The following is a 19,488-nucleotide window of genomic DNA, read 5'->3' as shown; positions in this document are numbered from 1 at the left end:
CCATGTGGGGAATTATCGCCACCTGGCGAATGGCGCTTGAGGGCGTCACGGAGTCTGCGTCTGCGCTGGCGGCGGGGAAACACGCGGCATCAGCCGTCGTCGACGCCGTTGCCACCGTTGAAGACTTTCCGCTTTACAAATCCGTCGGCTACGGTGGTTTGCCCACTGAAAATGGCGATGTCGAACTGGACGCCGCCTTTATGGATGGCGACACGCTGGCGTTTGGTGCGGTGGGCAATCTGATCGATATCGCCAACCCAGTGCGGGTGGCCCACGCATTAAGCCGCCAGCGCTATAACAATTTGCTGGTGGGTCAGGGAGCTCGCGAGTGGGCGCTGAATCAGGGATTTGCGAGCAAAACCATGCTGACTGACCGCGCTATGCAACATTATCGCAAGCGCTGTCGCGAAACGCTGGATAAAGGTCTGAGCCCCTATGACGGCCACGATACGGTCGGAATTATCGGGCTTGATAAACACGGTTCAATGAGCGTCGCGACCTCCACCAGCGGCCTGTTTATGAAAAAACGCGGACGTATTGGCGACTCGCCAATCATGGGTTCCGGTTTCTATTGCGACAGCGAGACAGGCGCGGCGACCGCAACAGGCGTCGGCGAAGACCTGATGAAAGGCTGCGTCAGTTATGAAATCGTGCGCCGCATGGCGCAGGGGATGACGCCGCAACACGCCGCCGATTCCGTGGTGTTCGAACTGGAAGACAAGCTGATGTCGCGCTTTGGCCGCGTAGGCGATCTCTCCGTTGTTTGTATGAACAATAAAGGTGAGTTTGGCGCCGCCACCAATATTAAAACCTTTTCATTCACGGTGGCCTCCGCCCACCATCCGCTTACCGTTTATCGCGCCGAGCGCCAACGTGAAAAGACGCATTATCAGCCTGTCGATGAAGAATGGATGCAGGCCTACGCTGCGCGAATTCGTGCCCCGATAGAGGAAGAATAATGATTACCTTTCAGTTAATTCATTCACTCACAGAGACGCAACAGGAAAGCCATCTTATTGCACGCGCATCCTGCCCGCAGCTGCCCGATACCCCGCTCATCAACGAAATGCGCCAGCAGGATAAAACGGCCGATACGTGTTTCGGTTGCGCCCCGTTCGCACGTATTACGCTACTCCCCGAAGCCTTCTGGCACGATCCGCTGACCGAAAGTTTGCTGATCGCGTTGCGTCCGGTGCTGGCAGAGCCTGTCAGTTCCCGTGTGGTCATTGATGTGACGGACATCAATGACACCGTCCTGATGCAGTTATTGCGTTTTTTGTTCAATCAGGCGCACCGGCTCAGCGATTTACAGCTCAAAAAGACCGATCAAACGTCAGTGCGAGTTTGCCATATAGATGCACTCTGTCTGCCCGCGCAGCAAAAAAGATTAGAGACGCTATTTCGCCAACAGCAGGCGATTGCCAATGGCATGCTTGCCGCTCGCCGCCTGGCAGATATTCCATCAGACCGCTGTACGCCGCAGTTCGTGGTGGCAGAAGCGCAAAGGCAGTGCTCCGCATTCCCTGCCCTTCGCTGCGAAGTACTTGATGAAAAACAAATTATTGAGCAACGTCTGGGTCTGCTGTATGCCGTGGGTAAAGGCGCGACCTGCCCGCCTCGTTTGCTTGCCATTCACTACGATGGCATCACCGAGGGTCCGGTACGCTGCTATGTGGGAAAAGGTATTACGTTTGATACCGGCGGCCTGTGGCTGAAAGAAGGCGCGGGTATGTACACCATGAAGTACGACATGTGCGGCGCAGCCAATGTGCTGGGGTTGCTGCTGACGGTTGCAGAGTTACATTTACCGGTTCGCATTATGGGCGTGCTGGCGTTGGCTGAAAACGCCATCGGCCCTGACGCCATGCAGCCGGGTAGCGTGGCGCGCGCCTGCAACGGTCTGACGGTGGAAATCAATAATACGGATGCAGAAGGAAGACTGGTGCTGGCAGACGCGATTGCCTGGGCCAGCCAGCGACATCCACAGGCCAGGTATCTTATTGATATGGCAACCTTAACCGGTGCGGTAGTGAAAGCGCTGGGCTATGAACTGAACGGACTCATGACTCAGGATGAACCTTTGCGTCAGGCGCTAAACGTAGCCGGAAAACAGTGCGGAGATGAAGTCTGGTCGCTACCGCTTGATGCGCGGTTGAAAAAACAGACCGAAAGCGCCATTGCCGATCTGTGCAATACGCCCGGCAATAACGCGGCGATCAGCGCTTCCGCCGCCTGGTTGCTACACCACTTTTGCCCGCCGACAATTCCCTGGGCGCATCTGGATATTAGCGGTACGGCGCTATGGCGGGAAAACGGGAAGAGTGTTGCCTCAGGCAGGCCGATTCCCCTGCTGGTAGAACATCTCCTGGAGGATATGCGACAGGCGTGAGTCTATGAATAGCCGGGTAAGGTAGAACCGCCGCCCGGCAAAATTACAACGTGAGGATCTCTTTTACGAAGGGGATCGTAAGTTTACGTTGTGCGGTAATAGAGGCATGATCGAGCTGATCCAGCGTATCAAAGAGCGTACGCATTTCTCGGTCCAGTCGTTTCAGCAGGAAACGCCCCACATCTTCCGGCAGTTCGAAACCACGCAATCTTGCCCGCAGCTGTAAAGCCTGAAGTTTATCTTCATCGGAGAGCGGCTGAAGTTTATAGATTTGCCCCCAGTCCAGACGAGAGGCCAGATCGGGCAGCCCAAGATTTAACTGACGCGGAGGGCGATCGCCGGTGATCAGTAAACGGGTTTTCCCCGACTCCAGGATACGGTTGTAGAGATCGAAGATCGCCATCTCCCACAGTTCGTCTCCCGCTACGCATTCAATATTATCAATGCATACCAGCGACAAATGTTCCATTCCGTCGAGCACTTCCGGCACAAACCAGGTACGTTTATCCAGCGGGACATAACCGACCGCATCGCCACGCTGCGACAACTCGGCGCACGCGGCATGCAGCAGATGGCTTCTGCCCGCACCTTCGCGCGACCAGAGATAAATATATCCGCTATGTTCCTGACGTAGCACGTTTTGCAGCGCGGCCAGTAAAGAGGCGTTATCCCCCGGCCAGAAACTTGCAAACGTTTCATCGTCAGGAAGATAAAGTGGCAGAGAGAGCTGTGCCGGTGTGTTCAGAGATACCTCAACCCAGGATTTCACAAAATCGCAGTGAGTTTACCACAGAATTCCGTCGCGATAGAACCGGGCAGCGTCGCTGCCCGGACAGAGAGTTAGTGTTGAGGACGATCCGCATCCTGCGCATCCAGTACGACTTCTTCCGGACGCAACAGCGAGATCACTTTGAAAATCAGGCTCAGGCCAATCCCGACAATGGTCGCCAGCGCCATACCTTTCAGTTCTGCCGCGCCAATGTGCACCTTCGCGCCGCTGACACCGATGATCAGAATGACCGAGGTCAGGATCAGGTTTTGCGCTTTGTTGTAATCCACTTTTGATTCGATCAATACGCGGATACCCGATGCGCCGATCACCCCGTACAGCAGCAGCGACACGCCGCCCATCACCGGCAGTGGGATGATCTGAATGGCGGCAGCCAGTTTACCTACACATGAAAGCAGAATCGCAATAATGGCTGCGCCGCCGATAACCCAGGTACTGTACACACGCGTAATCGCCATCACGCCGATGTTCTCACCGTAGGTGGTGTTTGGCGTGGAGCCAAAGAACCCGGAGATGACGGTCGACAGGCCGTTTGCAAACATTGAGCGGTGCAACCCCGGATCGCGGATCAGATCTTTCTTCACGATATTCGCCGTGACCACCAGGTGACCCACGTGTTCCGCAATAACCACCAGCGCTGCGGGCAGAATCGTCAGAATGGCGAACCACTCAAAACGCGGAGTATAAAAGGTCGGCAGCGCAAACCAGTGTGCCTGTGCAATCGGCGTGGTATCCACAACGCCCATCACAAACGACAGCGCATAGCCCGCCAGCACGCCGATCAGAATCGGGATGATCGCCATAAAGCCACGGAACAGCACTGAACCGAATACCGTTACCGCCAGGGTGACCATAGAAATGATGATGGTTTTCGAGTCCGGCGTTTGGCCTTCGGCAGGCAGTAATCCCGCCATCCCTGCAGCAACACCCGCCAGCTCCAGACCGATGACGGCAACGATTGCGCCCATCGCCGCAGGCGGGAACATCACATCCAGCCAGCCGGTCCCCGCTTTCTTCACAATCACTGATACCAGGCAGAACAGGACGCCGCACATAATAAAGCCGCCTAACGCGACTTCATATCCCAGAGGCAGCAACAGCAGAACCGGAGAGATAAAGGCAAAGCTTGAACCTAAATAGGCAGGAATTTTACCTTTACAAATAAAGAGGTACAGCAAGGTGCCAATGCCGTTAAACAGCAGGACAGTGGCCGGGTTGATATGAAACAGGACTGGCACCAGCACGGTTGCGCCAAACATGGCAAACAAATGCTGCAAACTAAGCGGGATAGTCTGTAAAAGCGGCGGTCTTTCACTCACCCCGATAGCACGGCGCGTCATAGTGTTTTCCTCTGAGTGTTGTATGTTATTGGTGTTTTATTCAAAAAAAAGCCGACTCTAAAAGTCGGCTCTTTTTATTTTTTCGTTTACTTCGTACCAAAAATCTTATCGCCGGCATCGCCGAGGCCCGGAATAATGTATCCGTGCTCGTTGAGTCCCTGGTCAATCGACGCCGTGTACAGCTCGATGTCCGGGTGCGCTTTTTCCAGCGCTGCGATACCTTCCGGCGCCGCAACCAGCACCAGCACCTTGATGCTGGAGCAGCCCGCTTTCTTCAGCAGGTCGATGGTGGCGATAACGGAACCGCCAGTTGCCAGCATCGGGTCAACGATCAGCGCCATACGCTCGTCGATGTTAGAAACCAGTTTCTGGAAGTACGGTACTGGCTCCAGCGTCTCTTCGTCACGGTACATGCCCACAACGCTGATACGCGCGCTCGGGACGTTTTCCAGTACGCCGTCCATCATGCCCAGACCTGCGCGCAGGATCGGCACAACGGTAATTTTCTTGCCTTTGATCTGGTCAATTTCTACCGGGCCGTTCCAGCCTTCGATAGTCACTTTTTCTGTTTCCAGACCCGCAGTGGCTTCATAAGTCAGCAGGCTGCCAACTTCGGAGGCGAGTTCACGGAAGCGTTTAGTGCTGATGTCATGCTCGCGCATCAGGCCCAGCTTGTGTTTGACGAGTGGGTGTTTCACTTCCACAATCTTCATTCTCTTTCTCCTTTGAATAGGGCAGCCACAAAAAAAATCGACGGATTATACCGCCATTCTTTTAGTGGGCAACATTTATTTACTTGATGTTGATCAAGCATAGGAGGGGTTGGCGTGAATAGAGCAAATATTCGACAGACGAATATCTCAGCGCTGGGCATAAACGAAAAGGGATAGCGGCCAACCAGGGCTGACCGCTATTTGCGCGGATTACAGTTTTTCACCATTAGACGCAATCACCTGCTGATACCAGGCAAATGATTTCTTTGGATGGCGTGCTAACGTCCCGCTACCGTCATTATTTTTATCGACATAGATGAAGCCGTAGCGTTTTTTCATTTCGCCCGTCCCCGCAGAAACTAAATCAATGCAGCCCCACGGGGTGTAACCCATCAGATCGACACCATCTTCTACCACCGCTTTTTTCATTTCACGGATGTGCGCGGCCATATAATCGATGCGGTATTGATCGTCTACAGAGCCGTCGGCCTGCTGGACATCAATCGCGCCAAAGCCGTTTTCGACGATAAACAGCGGTAGCTGATAGTGATCCCAGAACCAGTTGAGCGAATAGCGCAGCCCCACCGGGTCAATCTGCCAACCCCAGTCGGACTTCTGCACATACGGGTTAGAGACCAGGCTGGTGCTTTCGTCGTAGTCCAGTTGCGGGTTATCCGCCGTAGCTTTGGTGGCGAACGACATATAGTAGCTGAACCCGATATAGTCGACGCAGCCCTGCATCAGCGCCTGTTTATCGTCTTCGGTGATATCCAGCGTAAAACCACGACGCGCAAAGTAGTTCAGCAGATGCTGCGGATATTTCCCCCGCACGTGTACATCGGTGAACCAGTAGCGGCGATGCATGGCGTTCATCGCCATCATCATGTCGTTCGGCGCACAGGTCAGCGGATAGATTGGGCACATGGCGATCATGCAGCCGATTTGCAGTGACGGGTTAATTTCACGCCCCGCTTTTACCGCCAGCGCGCTGGCCACCAGTTCATAATGCGCCGCCTGAAACATCACGGGCTCGCGGTCTTCACCCGGCAGGTATTTCAGGCCGGAGTTGGTGAAGGGCGCAAAGTCTTCGTGGAAGTTGGCCTGGTTGTTGATTTCATTGAACGTCATCCAGTACTTCACTTTGTGCTGGTAGCGTTTGAAAACCACCTGCGCAAAACGGACAAAGAAGTCGATCAGTTTACGGTTGCGCCAGCCGCCGTATTCCGTCACCAGATGATACGGCATCTCGAAATGCGACAGCGTAATAACAGGTTCAATGCCGTGTTTCAGACATTCATCAAAGAGGCAGTCATAAAATTGCAGGCCTGCTTCATTCGGCTGGGATTCGTCGCCCAACGGAAAAATACGCGTCCACGCGATGGAGGTGCGGAAACATTTAAATCCCATTTCAGCAAAGAGCGAGATGTCATCTTTGTAGCGGTGATAGAAATCGATGGCTTCGTGATTGGGGTAATTCTTACCGGGAATGACGCCGGGGGTGATCTCTCTGGGAATACCATGCGCGCCGGCGGTCATGACATCCGCCACGCTGACGCCCTTTCCCCCTTCCTGCCAGCCGCCTTCTAACTGGTGAGCCGCCACTGCGCCTCCCCACATGAAATTCGCTTTAAATCCAGACATACGCTTCCCTCATTCGTCGCAATTTGCTGTCCGCAGTCTCAGGCCACACTCACAGAAACCGGTTTCATTACGATACTGTGCATTTATCAGGCGGGTTTCAAGAACGAGAATGAAACCGGGTTCATTTTCGTGGCGCAGTTCAAATAACCCGAATTTCGAGAGCGAAATGTTGAAAAAATCAGCAGTTCTATGCCGATGCAAAGCAGGCTCGCAAACGTTTGCTTTCCCTGTTAGAATTGCGCCGAATTTAATTTTCACCGCAAGTAAACGCGTGGGGACCCAAGCAGTGACCGATAAAACCTCTCTTAGCTATAAAGATGCCGGTGTTGATATCGACGCGGGTAATGCTCTGGTTGATCGAATCAAAGGCGTAGTGAAGAAAACCCGTCGTCCCGAAGTGATGGGTGGTCTGGGTGGCTTCGGCGCGCTGTGCGCATTGCCGCAAAAATATCGTGAGCCTGTACTGGTTTCCGGCACTGATGGCGTAGGGACAAAACTGCGTCTGGCAATGGATTTAAAACGTCACGACACCATTGGTATCGATCTCGTGGCGATGTGCGTTAACGATCTGGTCGTTCAGGGTGCAGAACCGCTGTTTTTCCTGGATTACTATGCCACCGGCAAACTGGATGTCGACACCGCCTCCAGTGTGATCAGCGGTATTGCCGAGGGTTGTCTGCAGTCTGGCTGCGCGTTGGTCGGCGGAGAAACCGCTGAAATGCCGGGCATGTATCACGGCGAAGATTACGACGTGGCCGGGTTCTGCGTTGGTGTGGTCGAAAAATCAGAAATTATCGACGGCTCGAAAGTGGCTGATGGCGATGTGCTGATAGCGCTGGGTTCCAGCGGCCCGCACTCCAACGGTTACTCTCTGGTGCGTAAAATCATCGACGTCAGCGGTTGCGACCCTGAAATAACAGAACTCGAAGGCAAACCGTTAGCCGATCATCTGCTGGCGCCAACGCGTATCTATGTGAAGTCAATCCTGGAGCTGATTGAACAGGTTGATGTACACGCCATCGCGCACCTGACGGGCGGCGGTTTCTGGGAGAACATCCCGCGCGTTCTGCCCGACAACACACAGGCAGTGATTGACGAATCTTCCTGGCAGTGGCCGGCCGTCTTTGAGTGGCTGAAAACCGCAGGTAATGTCAGTCAGCATGAAATGTATCGCACCTTCAACTGCGGCGTCGGGATGGTGATTGCCCTGCCGGAAGCGGAAGTCGATAACGCGCTCACGCTGCTGAAGGCCAAAGGTGAAAAGGCGTGGAAAATCGGTATCATCAAAGCCTCTGATTCCGAACAGCGTGTGGTTATTGAATGATGAATATTGTGGTGCTTATTTCCGGTAACGGAAGCAATTTGCAGGCAATTATCGACGCCTGCAAAGAGCAGAAAATTAAAGGCACCCTCAGGGCAGTATTCAGTAACAAGGCCGACGCGTTCGGCCTTGAACGTGCCCGGGAAGCAGGCATTCCAGCGCATGCGCTGACCGCCAGTCAATTTGCCAACCGTGAAGCGTTCGATCGCGAACTGATGCGGGAAATTGATGCTTATGCCCCCGATGTGGTGGTACTGGCAGGCTATATGCGAATCCTCAGTCCGGCGTTTGTCGCGCACTACGAAGGGCGTTTGCTCAATATTCACCCGTCCCTGTTGCCAAAGTACCCTGGCCTGCATACGCATCGTCAGGCGCTGGAAAACGGCGACGAAGAGCACGGCACTTCTGTGCATTTTGTTACTGATGAACTGGATGGCGGCCCGGTCATTCTCCAGGCTAAAATTCCGGTTTTTGAAGGCGATAGCGAGGATGACATCACCGCACGCGTTCAGGTGCAGGAGCATGCAATTTACCCGTTAGTGGTTAGCTGGTTTGTCGATGGGCGTCTTGAAATGCGCGAAAACGCAGCATGGCTTGACGGCATCAAACTCTCTCCTCAGGGATACGCATCAGACGAGTAACGTCTCTCTGTTCCCCGTTAGTAACCACTGACGGGGAACGGCTCCATTATCTCTCGTTCGTCTCCCCATCCTTTTCGCAAAAATGCGTCAGTTGCTCACATGCCACAGACGGTTTATTGTCATACTCTTCTGGCGCAGTTGGACATCTGACACTAATGCTCGCCATAATAACCCGGCAGTGTCCCGTGATTGAAACGGAGTAAAAGTTGTAATGGGTCAGGAAAAGCTATACATCGAGAAAGAACTGAGCTGGTTAGCGTTCAATGAACGCGTACTCCAGGAAGCAGCGGATAAATCAAACCCGCTGATTGAACGGATGCGTTTTTTAGGCATCTATTCCAATAATCTTGACGAATTCTACAAAGTCCGCTTTGCCGAATTAAAGCGTCGCATCATTATTAGTGAAGAACAGGGTTCAAATTCTCATTCTCGTCACCTGTTAGGCAAAATCCAGTCCCGCGTATTGAAAGCCGATCAAGAATTTGACGGTCTGTACAACGAATTACTGCTGGAGATGGCGCGTAATCAAATTTTCCTGATTAACGAACGCCAGCTGTCGGTAAACCAGCAAGACTGGTTGCGCCACTACTTTAAACACTATCTTCGCCAACACATTACGCCGATTTTGATCAACCGGGAGACGGATTTAGTTCAGTTTCTGAAGGACGATTACACCTATCTGGCGGTGGAGATTATTCGCGGAGATTCCATCCGCTACGCGCTACTGGAAATTCCTTCCGACAAGGTTCCTCGTTTTGTGAATCTGCCGCCGGAAGCGCCACGTCGTCGCAAACCGATGATTTTGCTGGATAACATTCTGCGCTACTGCCTCGACGATATCTTCAAAGGGTTCTTTGATTACGATGCCCTCAATGCGTATTCCATGAAGATGACCCGTGACGCCGAATACGATTTGGTGCACGAAATGGAATCCAGTCTGATGGAGTTGATGTCCTCCAGCCTGAAGCAACGTCTGACAGCAGAGCCGGTTCGTTTTGTCTATCAACGTGATATGCCTAATGCGCTGGTGGAGGTTCTGCGCGAAAAACTGACCATTTCCCGCTATGACTCGATTGTTCCCGGCGGGCGTTACCATAATTTCAAAGACTTTATTAATTTCCCCAATGTGGGCAAAGCCAACCTGGTGAATAAACCGCTACCGCGGCAGCGCCATATCTGGTTCGATAAAGAAAAGTTCCGCAATGGCTTTGACGCCATTCGTGAGCAAGATGTGCTGCTCTATTATCCATACCATACCTTTGAGCATGTGCTGGAACTGCTGCGTCAGGCCTCTTTTGATCCGAGTGTTCTGGCGATAAAAATTAATATTTATCGCGTGGCGAAAGACTCGCGCATTATTGACGCGATGATTCACGCCGCCCATAACGGTAAAAAAGTGACCGTGGTTGTGGAATTGCAGGCCCGTTTCGATGAGGAAGCCAATATTCACTGGGCTAAACGTCTGACCGAGGCTGGCGTCCATGTGATCTTCTCTGCGCCGGGGCTGAAAATCCACGCCAAGCTGTTCCTCATCTCGCGTAAAGAAGGCGATGACGTGGTGCGTTACGCACACATCGGCACCGGGAACTTCAACGAAAAAACAGCGCGTCTGTATACCGACTATTCATTACTGACTGCGGATGCGAGGATCACCAACGAAGTGCGTCGGGTGTTCAATTTTATCGAGAACCCCTATCGTCCGGTGACATTCGATTACCTGCTGGTTTCGCCGCAAAACTCCCGTCGCCTGCTGTATGAGATGATCGACCGGGAAATTTCTAATGCACAACAGGGATTACCGTCGGGCATCACACTGAAACTCAATAACCTGGTCGATAAAGGGCTGGTTGACAGACTGTATGCCGCATCCGGTTCCGGCGTGCAGATTAACCTGCTGATCCGCGGTATGTGTTCGCTGATCCCCAATCTGGAAGGTATCAGCGACAATATTCGGGTGATCAGCATCGTGGATCGCTACCTTGAGCACGACCGGGTCTATATTTTCGAGAATGGCGGCGATAAGCGGGTGTATCTCTCCTCCGCCGACTGGATGACGCGCAACATCGATTATCGAATTGAAGTTGCCACGCCGTTGCTTGACCCTCGCCTCAAACAGCGAGTCCTTGATATTATAGACATTCTGTTTAGCGACACGGTTAAAGCCCGTTATATCGATAAAGAACTGAGTAATCGCTATGTACCGCGCGGAAATCGCCGTAAAGTGCAGTCACAATTGGCGATCTATGACTACATCAAATCACTTGAGCAACCAGACTAACGCTATGCCAATACATGACAGGACACCCCGACCGCAGGAGTTTGCTGCGGTCGACCTCGGTTCAAACAGTTTCCATATGGTCATTGCGCGCGTTGTGGATGGCGCGATGCAAATTATCGGTCGGCTGAAACAGCGTGTCCATCTGGCCGATGGTCTCGGTGAAGACGGCAGGCTAAGTGAAGAATCGATGGAACGCGGTTTAAGCTGCTTATCCTTGTTTGCTGAACGCCTGCAAGGTTTCGCGCCGTCGAGCGTCTGTATTGTCGGGACCCATACGTTACGTCAGGCACTGAATGCCACTGATTTTCTAAAGCGTGCGGAAAAGGTCATCCCCTACCCGATTGAAATCATTTCCGGTAACGAAGAAGCCCGTCTGATTTTCATGGGCGTGGAACACACGCAACCGGAAAAAGGCCGCAAGCTGGTTATCGATATTGGTGGCGGTTCAACAGAACTGGTCATTGGCGAGAACTTCGAACCGAAACTGGTTGAAAGCCGTCGTATGGGTTGCGTCAGCTTTGCGCAGCTCTACTTCCGGGGCGGTGTGATTAACGAGGAGAACTTCCAGCGTGCGCGGATGGCGGCAGCGCAAAAACTGGAAACGTTGACCTGGCAGTTCCGTATCCAGGGCTGGAACGTTGCACTGGGCGCTTCCGGCACCATAAAAGCGGCACACGAAGTGCTGCTGGAAATGGGCGAGAAAGATGGTTTTATTACGCCTGAGCGTCTGGATAAGTTGAAAGCTGAAGTTCTTAAACATCGCTCATTCGATGCGCTCAGTCTTCCGGGTCTTTCGGAAGAACGCAAAGCCGTTTTTGTACCGGGTCTGGCGATCTTGTGCGGTGTATTTGACGCGCTGGCCATTCGTGAACTGCGTCTTTCCGATGGCGCGCTGCGTGAAGGTGTCTTGTATGAAATGGAAGGCCGATTCCGTCATCAGGACGTGCGCAGCCGTACCGCCAGTAGCCTGGCAAACCAGTACAATATCGACAGCGAACAGGCAAGACGGGTGCTGGACACCACGATGCAGATGTATGATCAGTGGCAGTCGCAGCAACCTAAACTGGTGAACCTGCAACTGGAAGCTTTGCTCAAATGGGCGGCGATGCTGCATGAAGTTGGGCTGAACATCAACCATAGCGGTCTGCACCGCCATTCCGCCTATATTCTTCAACACAGCGATCTGCCCGGTTTTAACCAGGAACAGCAAATGATGATGGCGACTTTAGTTCGTTACCATCGTAAAGGCGTAAAACTGGATGATTTGCCCCGGTTTACACTGTTTAAGAAGAAGCAGTTTCTGCCGCTCATCCAGCTGTTGCGCCTCGGCGTCCTGCTGAACAATCAGCGTCAGGCAACGACTACGCCACCAACGCTAACGCTGATAACCCACGACAGTCACTGGATTTTACGTTTCCCGCACGACTGGTTCAGCCAGAACGCGCTGGTTTTGCTCGATCTGGAAAGAGAACAGCAATACTGGGAAGCCGTAACCGGCTGGCGTCTGACCATTGAAGAAGAAGAAAGCTCGCCCGATATTGCGGCATGATCCTCATTCAGGCGCCGGAGGACTCCGGCGCTTGTTTCTCCAACGTATCTTCCAGTCGCTGCGGCTCCCCTATCAGATAACCCTGCAGGTAATCGATACCCAGCGAGATCACCGCGTTGCGTATCTCTTCACTTTCTACGTGCTCAGCCACCACCAACATCTTTTTCATGCGCGCCAGATGGCAAATGGAAGCCACAATCTGATAGTCGAGGCTGTTCGAGACGATATTGCGAATAAAACTGCCGTCAATTTTGAGAATATTTGCGTTCACGTTTTTCAGACGCGCATAGCTGGCATACCCGGTACCAAAATCATCAATAGCAATCTGACAGCCCAGTTGCTGTAATTGCGACAGGGTCGTTTGCGCATGCTCGGCATCGGCAAGTGCATTACTCTCCGTAACCTCAAATATCAGCTGCCAGGCTTCAACCTGATAATGAGTCAGCAGCTTACTCACCTCAATGGGGAAACGGGCACGACACACTGATGTCGGCGACAGATTGATGGCAAAACGCCGGGCAGGCATTTTTTGCCGATTCACCGCCATAAACTGCAATGTATGTTCGATAACCCAGAGATCGATACTGGAAGACAAACCAAATTCATGAGCGACAGGCAGAAAAATATCGGGATTAATCATCCCGCCGTTCTGGTCTTTAAGCCGCAGCAGAATTTCATGATAGACATCACCGCGAACGCCCTGAATAGGTTGAGCCATCAGACAAAAGCGATCGTACTCCAGCGCCCGTTGCAGAAGATTCATCATCGCCACTTTGTCTTTCAGTCCGCGCTGCAAATTCATGGCGCCGCGACGTTGTAGATTCTCCGGCGTATTTGTCACGATCGAAAGTTCGGCAACGGTACTTAATTCACCCAGTAACAGATAGATATGGTTAACAGGCGAGCGGACATAGCAGTAACTGACCCCAATCTGCGGCTGCATTGGCATTCCATCCCATGCAAATCGAAATTGCTTTATATGGTTATCCAGTGCTTCTATCCGCTGCTGGTGGGATTCGGTATTCAGACGCAGCACCAAATCGTTGCCGGACAGTTGAAACACATACTCATCTTGCGCCAGCAAGGGGGAGATCCAGTGGGATAGTTGTTGCTTGTATTGAATGCGCAACATAATCCCATAATTTTTAATGAGTAATTCCATTCCTGGCACACGCAAATAGCAGAGGGCAGACCAGGGTGCGCTTTTGAGAGCCCGATTCAGAGCGCGTAAATTGGGAAGATGCACAACAGGATCAAGGTAAGCGAGACGGCGAGCACGGCTACTGACAATCCTCTGGCGCGTCGCCAGGATCGCCATATAATTCACAATAAATGAAAAAACCAGATAGCTCGAAGAGGTAATAGCCAGTTGGGTATCGTATCCGGAATACAACGGCATATAACGGTGATAATAATTTATCGATACTATGAGTATGATCGCCCATAACGGCGAAATAAATTTATAACCGTAGCGCATTGCCCCCCATAACATAACGGGTAACAGGAGTGACAACGTATAGTTTGTGCTAAGTATTGAGCTATCTTCATTTAAAGGCATGCATAACAAAACCATCAGCATACCCAATACTATCAGCCAGATAGCTATTTCTTTTTTCGTTACTTTCGCATCAATTTGTAGTTTAAGCTGCGAAAAATAACCATATAAATAACAAGGATTTCGAATAATTCGAATGATCAAATAGCACAGCGGAACCCCGACAAGATTTCCGACCAGTAGCGCCTGATAATCAATCAATGCGTTAATATTGAAAGGCATGACTCCCATCAGATGGGGTTTGCTATCATACATTCCTACAAAGGCGGCAAATTGAAATATGACTAAAAACAGCGATGCCGGGAAAACTACCTGCCAGAACATTCGCTGAAAGACTAATCGCACATCGCCATGATAGACATGCCCACGCCGCGGGGCGAACACATGATACCCTCCCCAACTGAGCACTACCGTTACCACAAAGTGAATGATAATGGGCAGCGTCTCATACCATCCTACCTGCGAAAATTTATACCAGAAGATGGCAATTGCAATTCCGGGTAACGCCGCCCAGCCGAAAAATAGCATCAGGCTTAACATTAATGCCAAAGGCAGATAAAACAGCACGACATTACCTGTTGCAGTACTTGCAAAGGTATTGGTATTGCTCAATATGGGTAATAACAAAGAGGGCAAGACAAGAGGCAGTGCCCACCATTTATCTCTGATACGAATATATAATTTCTTAAGGCTCATAGATGCTCAGCAGAACCTCCGTTTCCTGAAGGCTTTATTCAGACAGGCATCCCACCTGACGTCAGAACAATGATGAAAAACTCATCACAATTGTGGAGCATAGATTTTAGTTATCGTCAGCGTGTAACATTTGACTTATGTCAAATAACTCACTTATCACTAATTAATTATTCCTTTATTTCTGCTGTTTTATCATTAAGTTATTATTTATTTAAATATTAAATTTATTTCTCATAACATTAAAAGATAAATTGACTGACGTAATTTTACATAATGAAGAATTGACCATCGCCCCACAGTGTGCCTTAATGTCATTATCGCCCACGCGTTGGGCCCACCCTAAGGAACCTTTTGTGAGTCAGGCAACCAGTATGCGAAAACGACATCGATTTAACACTCGCATGACACGTATCGTACTGCTTATCAGTTTTCTCTTCTTTTTTGGACGTTTCGTCTACTCTTCTATTGGCGCCTGGCATCATCATCAGGATAAAAAAGAATCACAACAATCAACCCTGACGACTGAAACGCCATCACAGTCATAATCTGTTCGCGACTAAAAACTCCCCACATCGTTGTAATTTAATATATTTTTATTCAACCCTGGCATTGGGCAGTAAAAACGGGAGTACGCAGACTCCCGTTTTGTTCAGATAAACTGACAATGCACCGTTTACAAAGTGACAATCGCAGGCTCGTCAAACGCGGTCAGTTTTGGCGCTTCGCCGGTGAATTTTTCTGCGTAGACCAGTGACGTATTACCCGCGCAGCCGTTCGCCAGTCGGGAAGTCGGAATATCCGCAGTCAGTACGTTAGCGCCGCCATTTTTACAGATCCCATTCTCCAGGTCCGGCCAGGCCCCTTCATGAATGCAGATAATCCCGGGTTTGATTCCATCACTGACGCGCGCACCCACCAGCACTTGTCCGCGACCGTTCCATACCCGAACCAAATCACCATCGGATATACCGCGAGCCTTCGCATCATCCGGGTGAATTGTCACTGGCTCACGATTAGCAATGGCGTACTCTTTACGCAGTGAAGCGTAATTCAGCTGACTGTGCAGACGATGCGCAGGATGCGCGGTCAGCAACTGCAGCTGATCCTTATCCGCTGAGCCTTTCCACTCATCTGGTTCTAGCCATGAAGCATGCGGCGGACAATCTTTGTAGTGATATCCTTCAATCGTTTTCGAGTAGAGCTCAATCTTTCCACTTGGTGTGCCAAGTGCATTCATCACCGGGTCGCTGCGGAAATCAGCATAGCGCACATACTTGTTATTCTTCTCGTTCTCGCGCATCTCGATCAATTTATTCTGTTGCCAGAAGGTATTGAACTGAGGCATCGCCACACGCTGCGTACGCGCGGCCTTTTGCGCAGCGTCGTAGAATTGCTTCAGCCACGCCATTTCATCTTTGCCTTCGGTATAGACAGCTTTACCGCCCGCTTTGAGCATCTCCGCCAAATCGGCAAACACATCAAAGTCATTGCGCGCTTCAAATTGAGGTTCAATAACCTGCTTCATTGGCACCAGATGCTGGTTACTGTAATCCCCGGTCATGGTGAGATCGTTACGTTCAAACGATGTGGTGATCGGCAGAACAATATCAGCGTGTTTGGCTGCCGCAGTCCAGTAGCACTCAGAAATGACGACCAGCTCCGGTTTCTGCCACGCTTTAATTAAGCGGTTCGTATCCTGGTGGTGCGTAAAGTTCCCACCACCTGCCCACCAGATCATTTTGATATCCGGGAAGGTTTGTTCTTTACCATTATGCTGATATTTTCCATCCGGGTTTTCGAGCGCTTCAACAATTCGTGCGACAGGAAGGCTCGTCACCGCGTCGGAGACCGCCCAGTCATTGCCTGCAGAGGAGCCGCCTTCAATCTTCGCTGAAATTGCAGGTAATACCCCACCCGTACGCGTCGGGTTACCACCGTTAGAATAATGGTAGGAGAAACCAAAGCCGCCCCCTTCCGTGCCGATTTGCCCCAACATGGCAGCCAGTGTCACCAGCATCCAGTGTTTTTGCTCGCCATACTGCTGACGCTGAATGCCCCAACCCGCCATGAGCATGGTTTTATTACCGGAGAAGATTTCCGCCAGTTTCTCGATTTGCTCTGCAGGTACACCGCATACGCCCGCGGCCCACTGCGCGGTTTTCTCTGTTTTATCGCTTTTACCCAGCAGGTACTCTTCAAACTGTGGATAACCGGTCGTGTATTTCTCCAGGAAGGCCTTATCATGCAGACCCTTTTTCACCAGCGTATGTGCAATGCCCAGCATCATCGCAACATCAGTCCCCATGTGCGGCGCAATCCAGGTGGCATTATCACCAAAAAATTCAATGGTTTCAGATCGCATTGGGTCAATAGCAATCACGCTCTTCCCGGATTTTTTGAGCAAATTAAAGTACTCAAGTCCCTGCTCGTCAGTGCTACTCCAGGCAATTTTTAATGTATTGAGCGGATTCATCCCCCACAGCACCACAACCTGGCTGTGTTCAAGAATCATCGGCCACGTTGTCTGCTGTTCGTAGACTTCCACCGATCCGACGACATAAGGCAGGATCACTTGCGCCGCACCGGTAGAATAATCACCGGAATGACCTGCGTAGCCCCCCGCCATGCTCATGTAACGTTGCAACAGGGTTTGTGCTTTGTGCAGCACACCGCTGGAACGCCAGCCATAAGAACCCGCAAACACCGAGGCAGGGCCATAGCTGCTACGGATCCGGCTGTGCTGCTCATGGATAAGTTTAAGCGCCTGCTCCCAACTCACACGGACAAAAGGATCGCTTCCCCGTTTACCATCGGCCTTTCCTGGATTTTCCAGATAGCTTTTACGCACCATCGGGTATTTTATACGCGCGCTGGTATGAACCTGATCAGGGGCTGTCTGTTGCAATGAGTTAGGAATTGTTTTTTGTAATGCCCCTTTCGAAGAGACAACCTTCCCGTCTTTGACTTCGACATAAACAGCCCCCCAGCGCGCCGCTGTCAGAACTGCGCCGCCTCCCGGTCCTGCTGCCCAGGCGGGCATCGGGATCATTGAAGAAATCGCCATAGTCCCGGTTGCCGCGCCAGCCGTTTTGATAAAGTCACGTCTTGTGAGTTTCATGATTTCTCCTGGAGTTGTCGCTTATTTATTCATGTCTTTTGCGTTGTACTGGAAATAACGACTCAGAATATCCAGCTCGTTTTCACTGATGTTGGTTCGTGCTCCCATCCCTTTTGCCACTGAAGGCCAGGCATTGAGGGTAAAGTGCTTCGCGGGGATCGGCGCATGACAACCTGCGCAATACACATTGTCGAGCTTACGCGCGTAATCCCACATCGGTTCACGACTGGCCAGGGCAGAAGCATTCCACTCCCCCTGTAGCGCGACGTCCCGCCACGCATTGCCATACTCATCTTTCTTCCAGTCAGAGAGTACGTTCAGCGCCTGTTGTCCTTTTTCACTCAGACTGGCAAGAACAAGTCGCTGGCCTGCCGCGTAATAAATGACCTGTTCACTGCCCTGCATCTGGCTACCGCGAATTTCAACATGACGCGAGGTTCCGGTGGTTTTCAGCACATGCAGTTGCGTCGCCGGATAAAGCGTCGCCAGATCGCCAAGCGCGCCAGCGCTGACAACATAGAGCTCTTTCGTTGATGCAGGAGTTGAGGCCGCCTGTGCTTCAAGCCCCTGTAACGCGGTATCGTCCATTTTTATTTCTGGAGGAAAGTGGGCGACCCCTTTGTGGCAGTCGATACAGGTTTGTTTTTCCTTAGCGCCCATCTCATGCATCTTTCGGGCGTCCGCGCTTTGCGCTTCGAGATCCATGGCATCCATACTGTGACAACTGCGGCAGGTCGCTGAGTCACTGGCTTTGAGTTCTGCCCATACTGTTTGCGCCATTTCCAGACGATGGTCTTCAAATTTTTCGGGGGTATCGATCTTTTTGGTAATGAACTGGTGATAGATATCTTTCGAAGCACGCAACTTAGCGAACAGGTAATCCACACCACCTTGCGGAAGGTGACAATCTGCGCACTCCGCACGGATCCCCTTCTGGTTCTGAAAATGTTTGGACCCCTGATATTCCTCATAAGGTGCCTGCATCGTATGACACGACAAACAAAATTCCGTGCTGGACGTTTTATGCAATGTCCATTGCGCGGCCAAAATAACAAACCCCCCAAGAATGGCCCCCAGAAGCACCATCCATATAACTATTCTATTTGTTTTTTTCATCGTATACCCTGGCAAGCCTAAATACCCTTTTATAGGTAGACATTAAATAGGCACCACAAGTGACTTATTGACATTCATCAATTGAAAAGGAAGAAGAAACAGACAAAGAAGAAACTATGAATGACGTCTCAATTCAGAAACAGCGAGAGATTAAAGCAAAAATAACACTAAAAATAGTGAGTTAAACCACCAGCGCTGGATTATTAAACTAAATAAAAAGCACTACTACGAATAAAATTTTGACAGCACCAAATATTATCATCTGCATCTGAAAAATGCACATCGTTATATAATTAAATACATAATGATTTTACACCTAAGACCAAACGCTTTATATAATT

General features: G+C 51.1%; 14 protein-coding genes. 7 read left to right on the top strand and 7 right to left on the bottom strand.

Annotated elements, in window-relative coordinates:
- Window positions 1–2: 2 nt before the first annotated feature.
- Window positions 3–959, top strand: a complete 957-nt coding sequence (locus AC07UY_RS11520; protein ID WP_494701215.1) for a glycosylasparaginase — start codon at window positions 3–5, stop codon at window positions 957–959.
- On the top strand, window positions 959–2,389 hold the full coding sequence (locus AC07UY_RS11515) for a leucyl aminopeptidase family protein (RefSeq protein ID WP_494661004.1): 1,431 nt from the start codon (window positions 959–961) through the stop codon (window positions 2,387–2,389). The genes AC07UY_RS11520 and AC07UY_RS11515 overlap by 1 nt, the downstream gene beginning before the upstream one ends.
- Window positions 2,390–2,432: 43 nt before the next feature.
- Here the strand turns inward: AC07UY_RS11515 and AC07UY_RS11510 are convergent, their stop codons facing one another.
- From AC07UY_RS11510 to AC07UY_RS11495, 4 genes are all read right to left on the bottom strand, one after another.
- Complete coding sequence (locus tag AC07UY_RS11510) at window positions 2,433–3,134, bottom strand: DnaA inactivator Hda (protein WP_238929233.1); 702 nt, start codon at window positions 3,132–3,134, stop codon at window positions 2,433–2,435.
- A gap of 95 nt (window positions 3,135–3,229) precedes the next feature.
- Window positions 3,230–4,519 carry a uracil permease gene (gene uraA / locus AC07UY_RS11505; RefSeq protein ID WP_203360433.1) on the bottom strand — a complete coding sequence of 430 codons (1,290 nt, stop codon included), beginning with the start codon at window positions 4,517–4,519 and terminating at the stop codon, window positions 3,230–3,232.
- A gap of 86 nt (window positions 4,520–4,605) precedes the next feature.
- Window positions 4,606–5,232 carry a uracil phosphoribosyltransferase gene (upp, locus tag AC07UY_RS11500; protein ID WP_162379081.1) on the bottom strand — a complete coding sequence of 209 codons (627 nt, stop codon included), beginning with the start codon at window positions 5,230–5,232 and terminating at the stop codon, window positions 4,606–4,608.
- A 210-nt stretch (window positions 5,233–5,442) separates the two neighbouring features.
- Complete coding sequence (locus AC07UY_RS11495) at window positions 5,443–6,873, bottom strand: 6-phospho-beta-glucosidase (RefSeq protein ID WP_494661005.1); 1,431 nt, start codon at window positions 6,871–6,873, stop codon at window positions 5,443–5,445.
- Window positions 6,874–7,159: 286 nt separating this feature from the next.
- Between AC07UY_RS11495 and purM the strand changes: the two genes are divergently transcribed.
- The 4 genes from purM (at window position 7,160) to ppx (ending at window position 12,662) form a co-directional block, all read left to right on the top strand.
- Window positions 7,160–8,197, top strand: a complete 1,038-nt coding sequence (gene purM, locus AC07UY_RS11490) for a phosphoribosylformylglycinamidine cyclo-ligase (RefSeq protein WP_494661006.1) — start codon at window positions 7,160–7,162, stop codon at window positions 8,195–8,197.
- Window positions 8,197–8,835, top strand: a complete 639-nt coding sequence (gene purN / locus AC07UY_RS11485) for a phosphoribosylglycinamide formyltransferase (protein ID WP_490470877.1) — start codon at window positions 8,197–8,199, stop codon at window positions 8,833–8,835. Before purM ends, purN begins: the two co-directional genes overlap by 1 nt.
- Window positions 8,836–9,046: 211 nt before the next feature.
- Window positions 9,047–11,113 (top strand): polyphosphate kinase 1, encoded by a 2,067-nt coding sequence (ppk1, locus tag AC07UY_RS11480; RefSeq protein ID WP_494701216.1) that lies wholly within the window; start codon window positions 9,047–9,049, stop codon window positions 11,111–11,113.
- 4 nt (window positions 11,114–11,117) lie between these two features.
- A complete protein-coding gene (ppx, locus tag AC07UY_RS11475; protein ID WP_494661008.1) occupies window positions 11,118–12,662 on the top strand; it encodes an exopolyphosphatase in 1,545 nt (514 codons plus the stop codon).
- Between the two features lie 7 nt (window positions 12,663–12,669).
- Here the strand turns inward: ppx and AC07UY_RS11470 are convergent, their stop codons facing one another.
- Window positions 12,670–14,913, bottom strand: coding sequence for a bifunctional diguanylate cyclase/phosphodiesterase (locus AC07UY_RS11470; protein ID WP_494661009.1), 2,244 nt, complete (start codon window positions 14,911–14,913; stop codon window positions 12,670–12,672).
- Window positions 14,914–15,266: 353 nt separating this feature from the next.
- Between AC07UY_RS11470 and AC07UY_RS11465 the strand changes: the two genes are divergently transcribed.
- A complete protein-coding gene (locus AC07UY_RS11465; protein ID WP_192613055.1) occupies window positions 15,267–15,458 on the top strand; it encodes a YfgG family protein in 192 nt (63 codons plus the stop codon).
- A 128-nt stretch (window positions 15,459–15,586) separates the two neighbouring features.
- Here AC07UY_RS11465 and AC07UY_RS11460 read toward each other — a convergent pair whose 3' ends face one another.
- A complete protein-coding gene (locus AC07UY_RS11460) occupies window positions 15,587–18,031 on the bottom strand; it encodes a trimethylamine-N-oxide reductase 2 (protein ID WP_494701217.1) in 2,445 nt (814 codons plus the stop codon).
- 21 nt (window positions 18,032–18,052) lie between these two features.
- A complete protein-coding gene (locus AC07UY_RS11455; protein WP_494701218.1) occupies window positions 18,053–19,147 on the bottom strand; it encodes a NapC/NirT family cytochrome c in 1,095 nt (364 codons plus the stop codon).
- Window positions 19,148–19,488 lie beyond the last annotated feature (341 nt).

The sequence above is a fragment of the Citrobacter sp. GW821-FHT02E08 genome (assembly GCF_059421685.1).
This window is presented reverse-complemented; position numbering and strand designations above follow the sequence as displayed.

Excerpts from the sequence above, each read along its gene's own strand:
- AC07UY_RS11520 (WP_494701215.1), top strand. The coding sequence starts at position 3 with ATGTGGGGAATTATCGCCACCTGGCGAATGGCGCTTGAGGGCGTCACG.
- AC07UY_RS11515 (WP_494661004.1), top strand. The coding sequence starts at position 959 with ATGATTACCTTTCAGTTAATTCATTCACTCACAGAGACGCAACAGGAA.
- uraA (WP_203360433.1), bottom strand. The coding sequence starts at position 4,519 with ATGACGCGCCGTGCTATCGGGGTGAGTGAAAGACCGCCGCTTTTACAG.
- upp (WP_162379081.1), bottom strand. The coding sequence starts at position 5,232 with ATGAAGATTGTGGAAGTGAAACACCCACTCGTCAAACACAAGCTGGGC.
- AC07UY_RS11495 (WP_494661005.1), bottom strand. The coding sequence starts at position 6,873 with ATGTCTGGATTTAAAGCGAATTTCATGTGGGGAGGCGCAGTGGCGGCT.
- purN (WP_490470877.1), top strand. The coding sequence starts at position 8,197 with ATGAATATTGTGGTGCTTATTTCCGGTAACGGAAGCAATTTGCAGGCA.
- ppk1 (WP_494701216.1), top strand. The coding sequence starts at position 9,047 with ATGGGTCAGGAAAAGCTATACATCGAGAAAGAACTGAGCTGGTTAGCG.
- ppx (WP_494661008.1), top strand. The coding sequence starts at position 11,118 with ATGCCAATACATGACAGGACACCCCGACCGCAGGAGTTTGCTGCGGTC.
- AC07UY_RS11470 (WP_494661009.1), bottom strand. The coding sequence starts at position 14,913 with ATGAGCCTTAAGAAATTATATATTCGTATCAGAGATAAATGGTGGGCA.
- AC07UY_RS11460 (WP_494701217.1), bottom strand. The coding sequence starts at position 18,031 with ATGAAACTCACAAGACGTGACTTTATCAAAACGGCTGGCGCGGCAACC.
- AC07UY_RS11455 (WP_494701218.1), bottom strand. The coding sequence starts at position 19,147 with ATGAAAAAAACAAATAGAATAGTTATATGGATGGTGCTTCTGGGGGCC.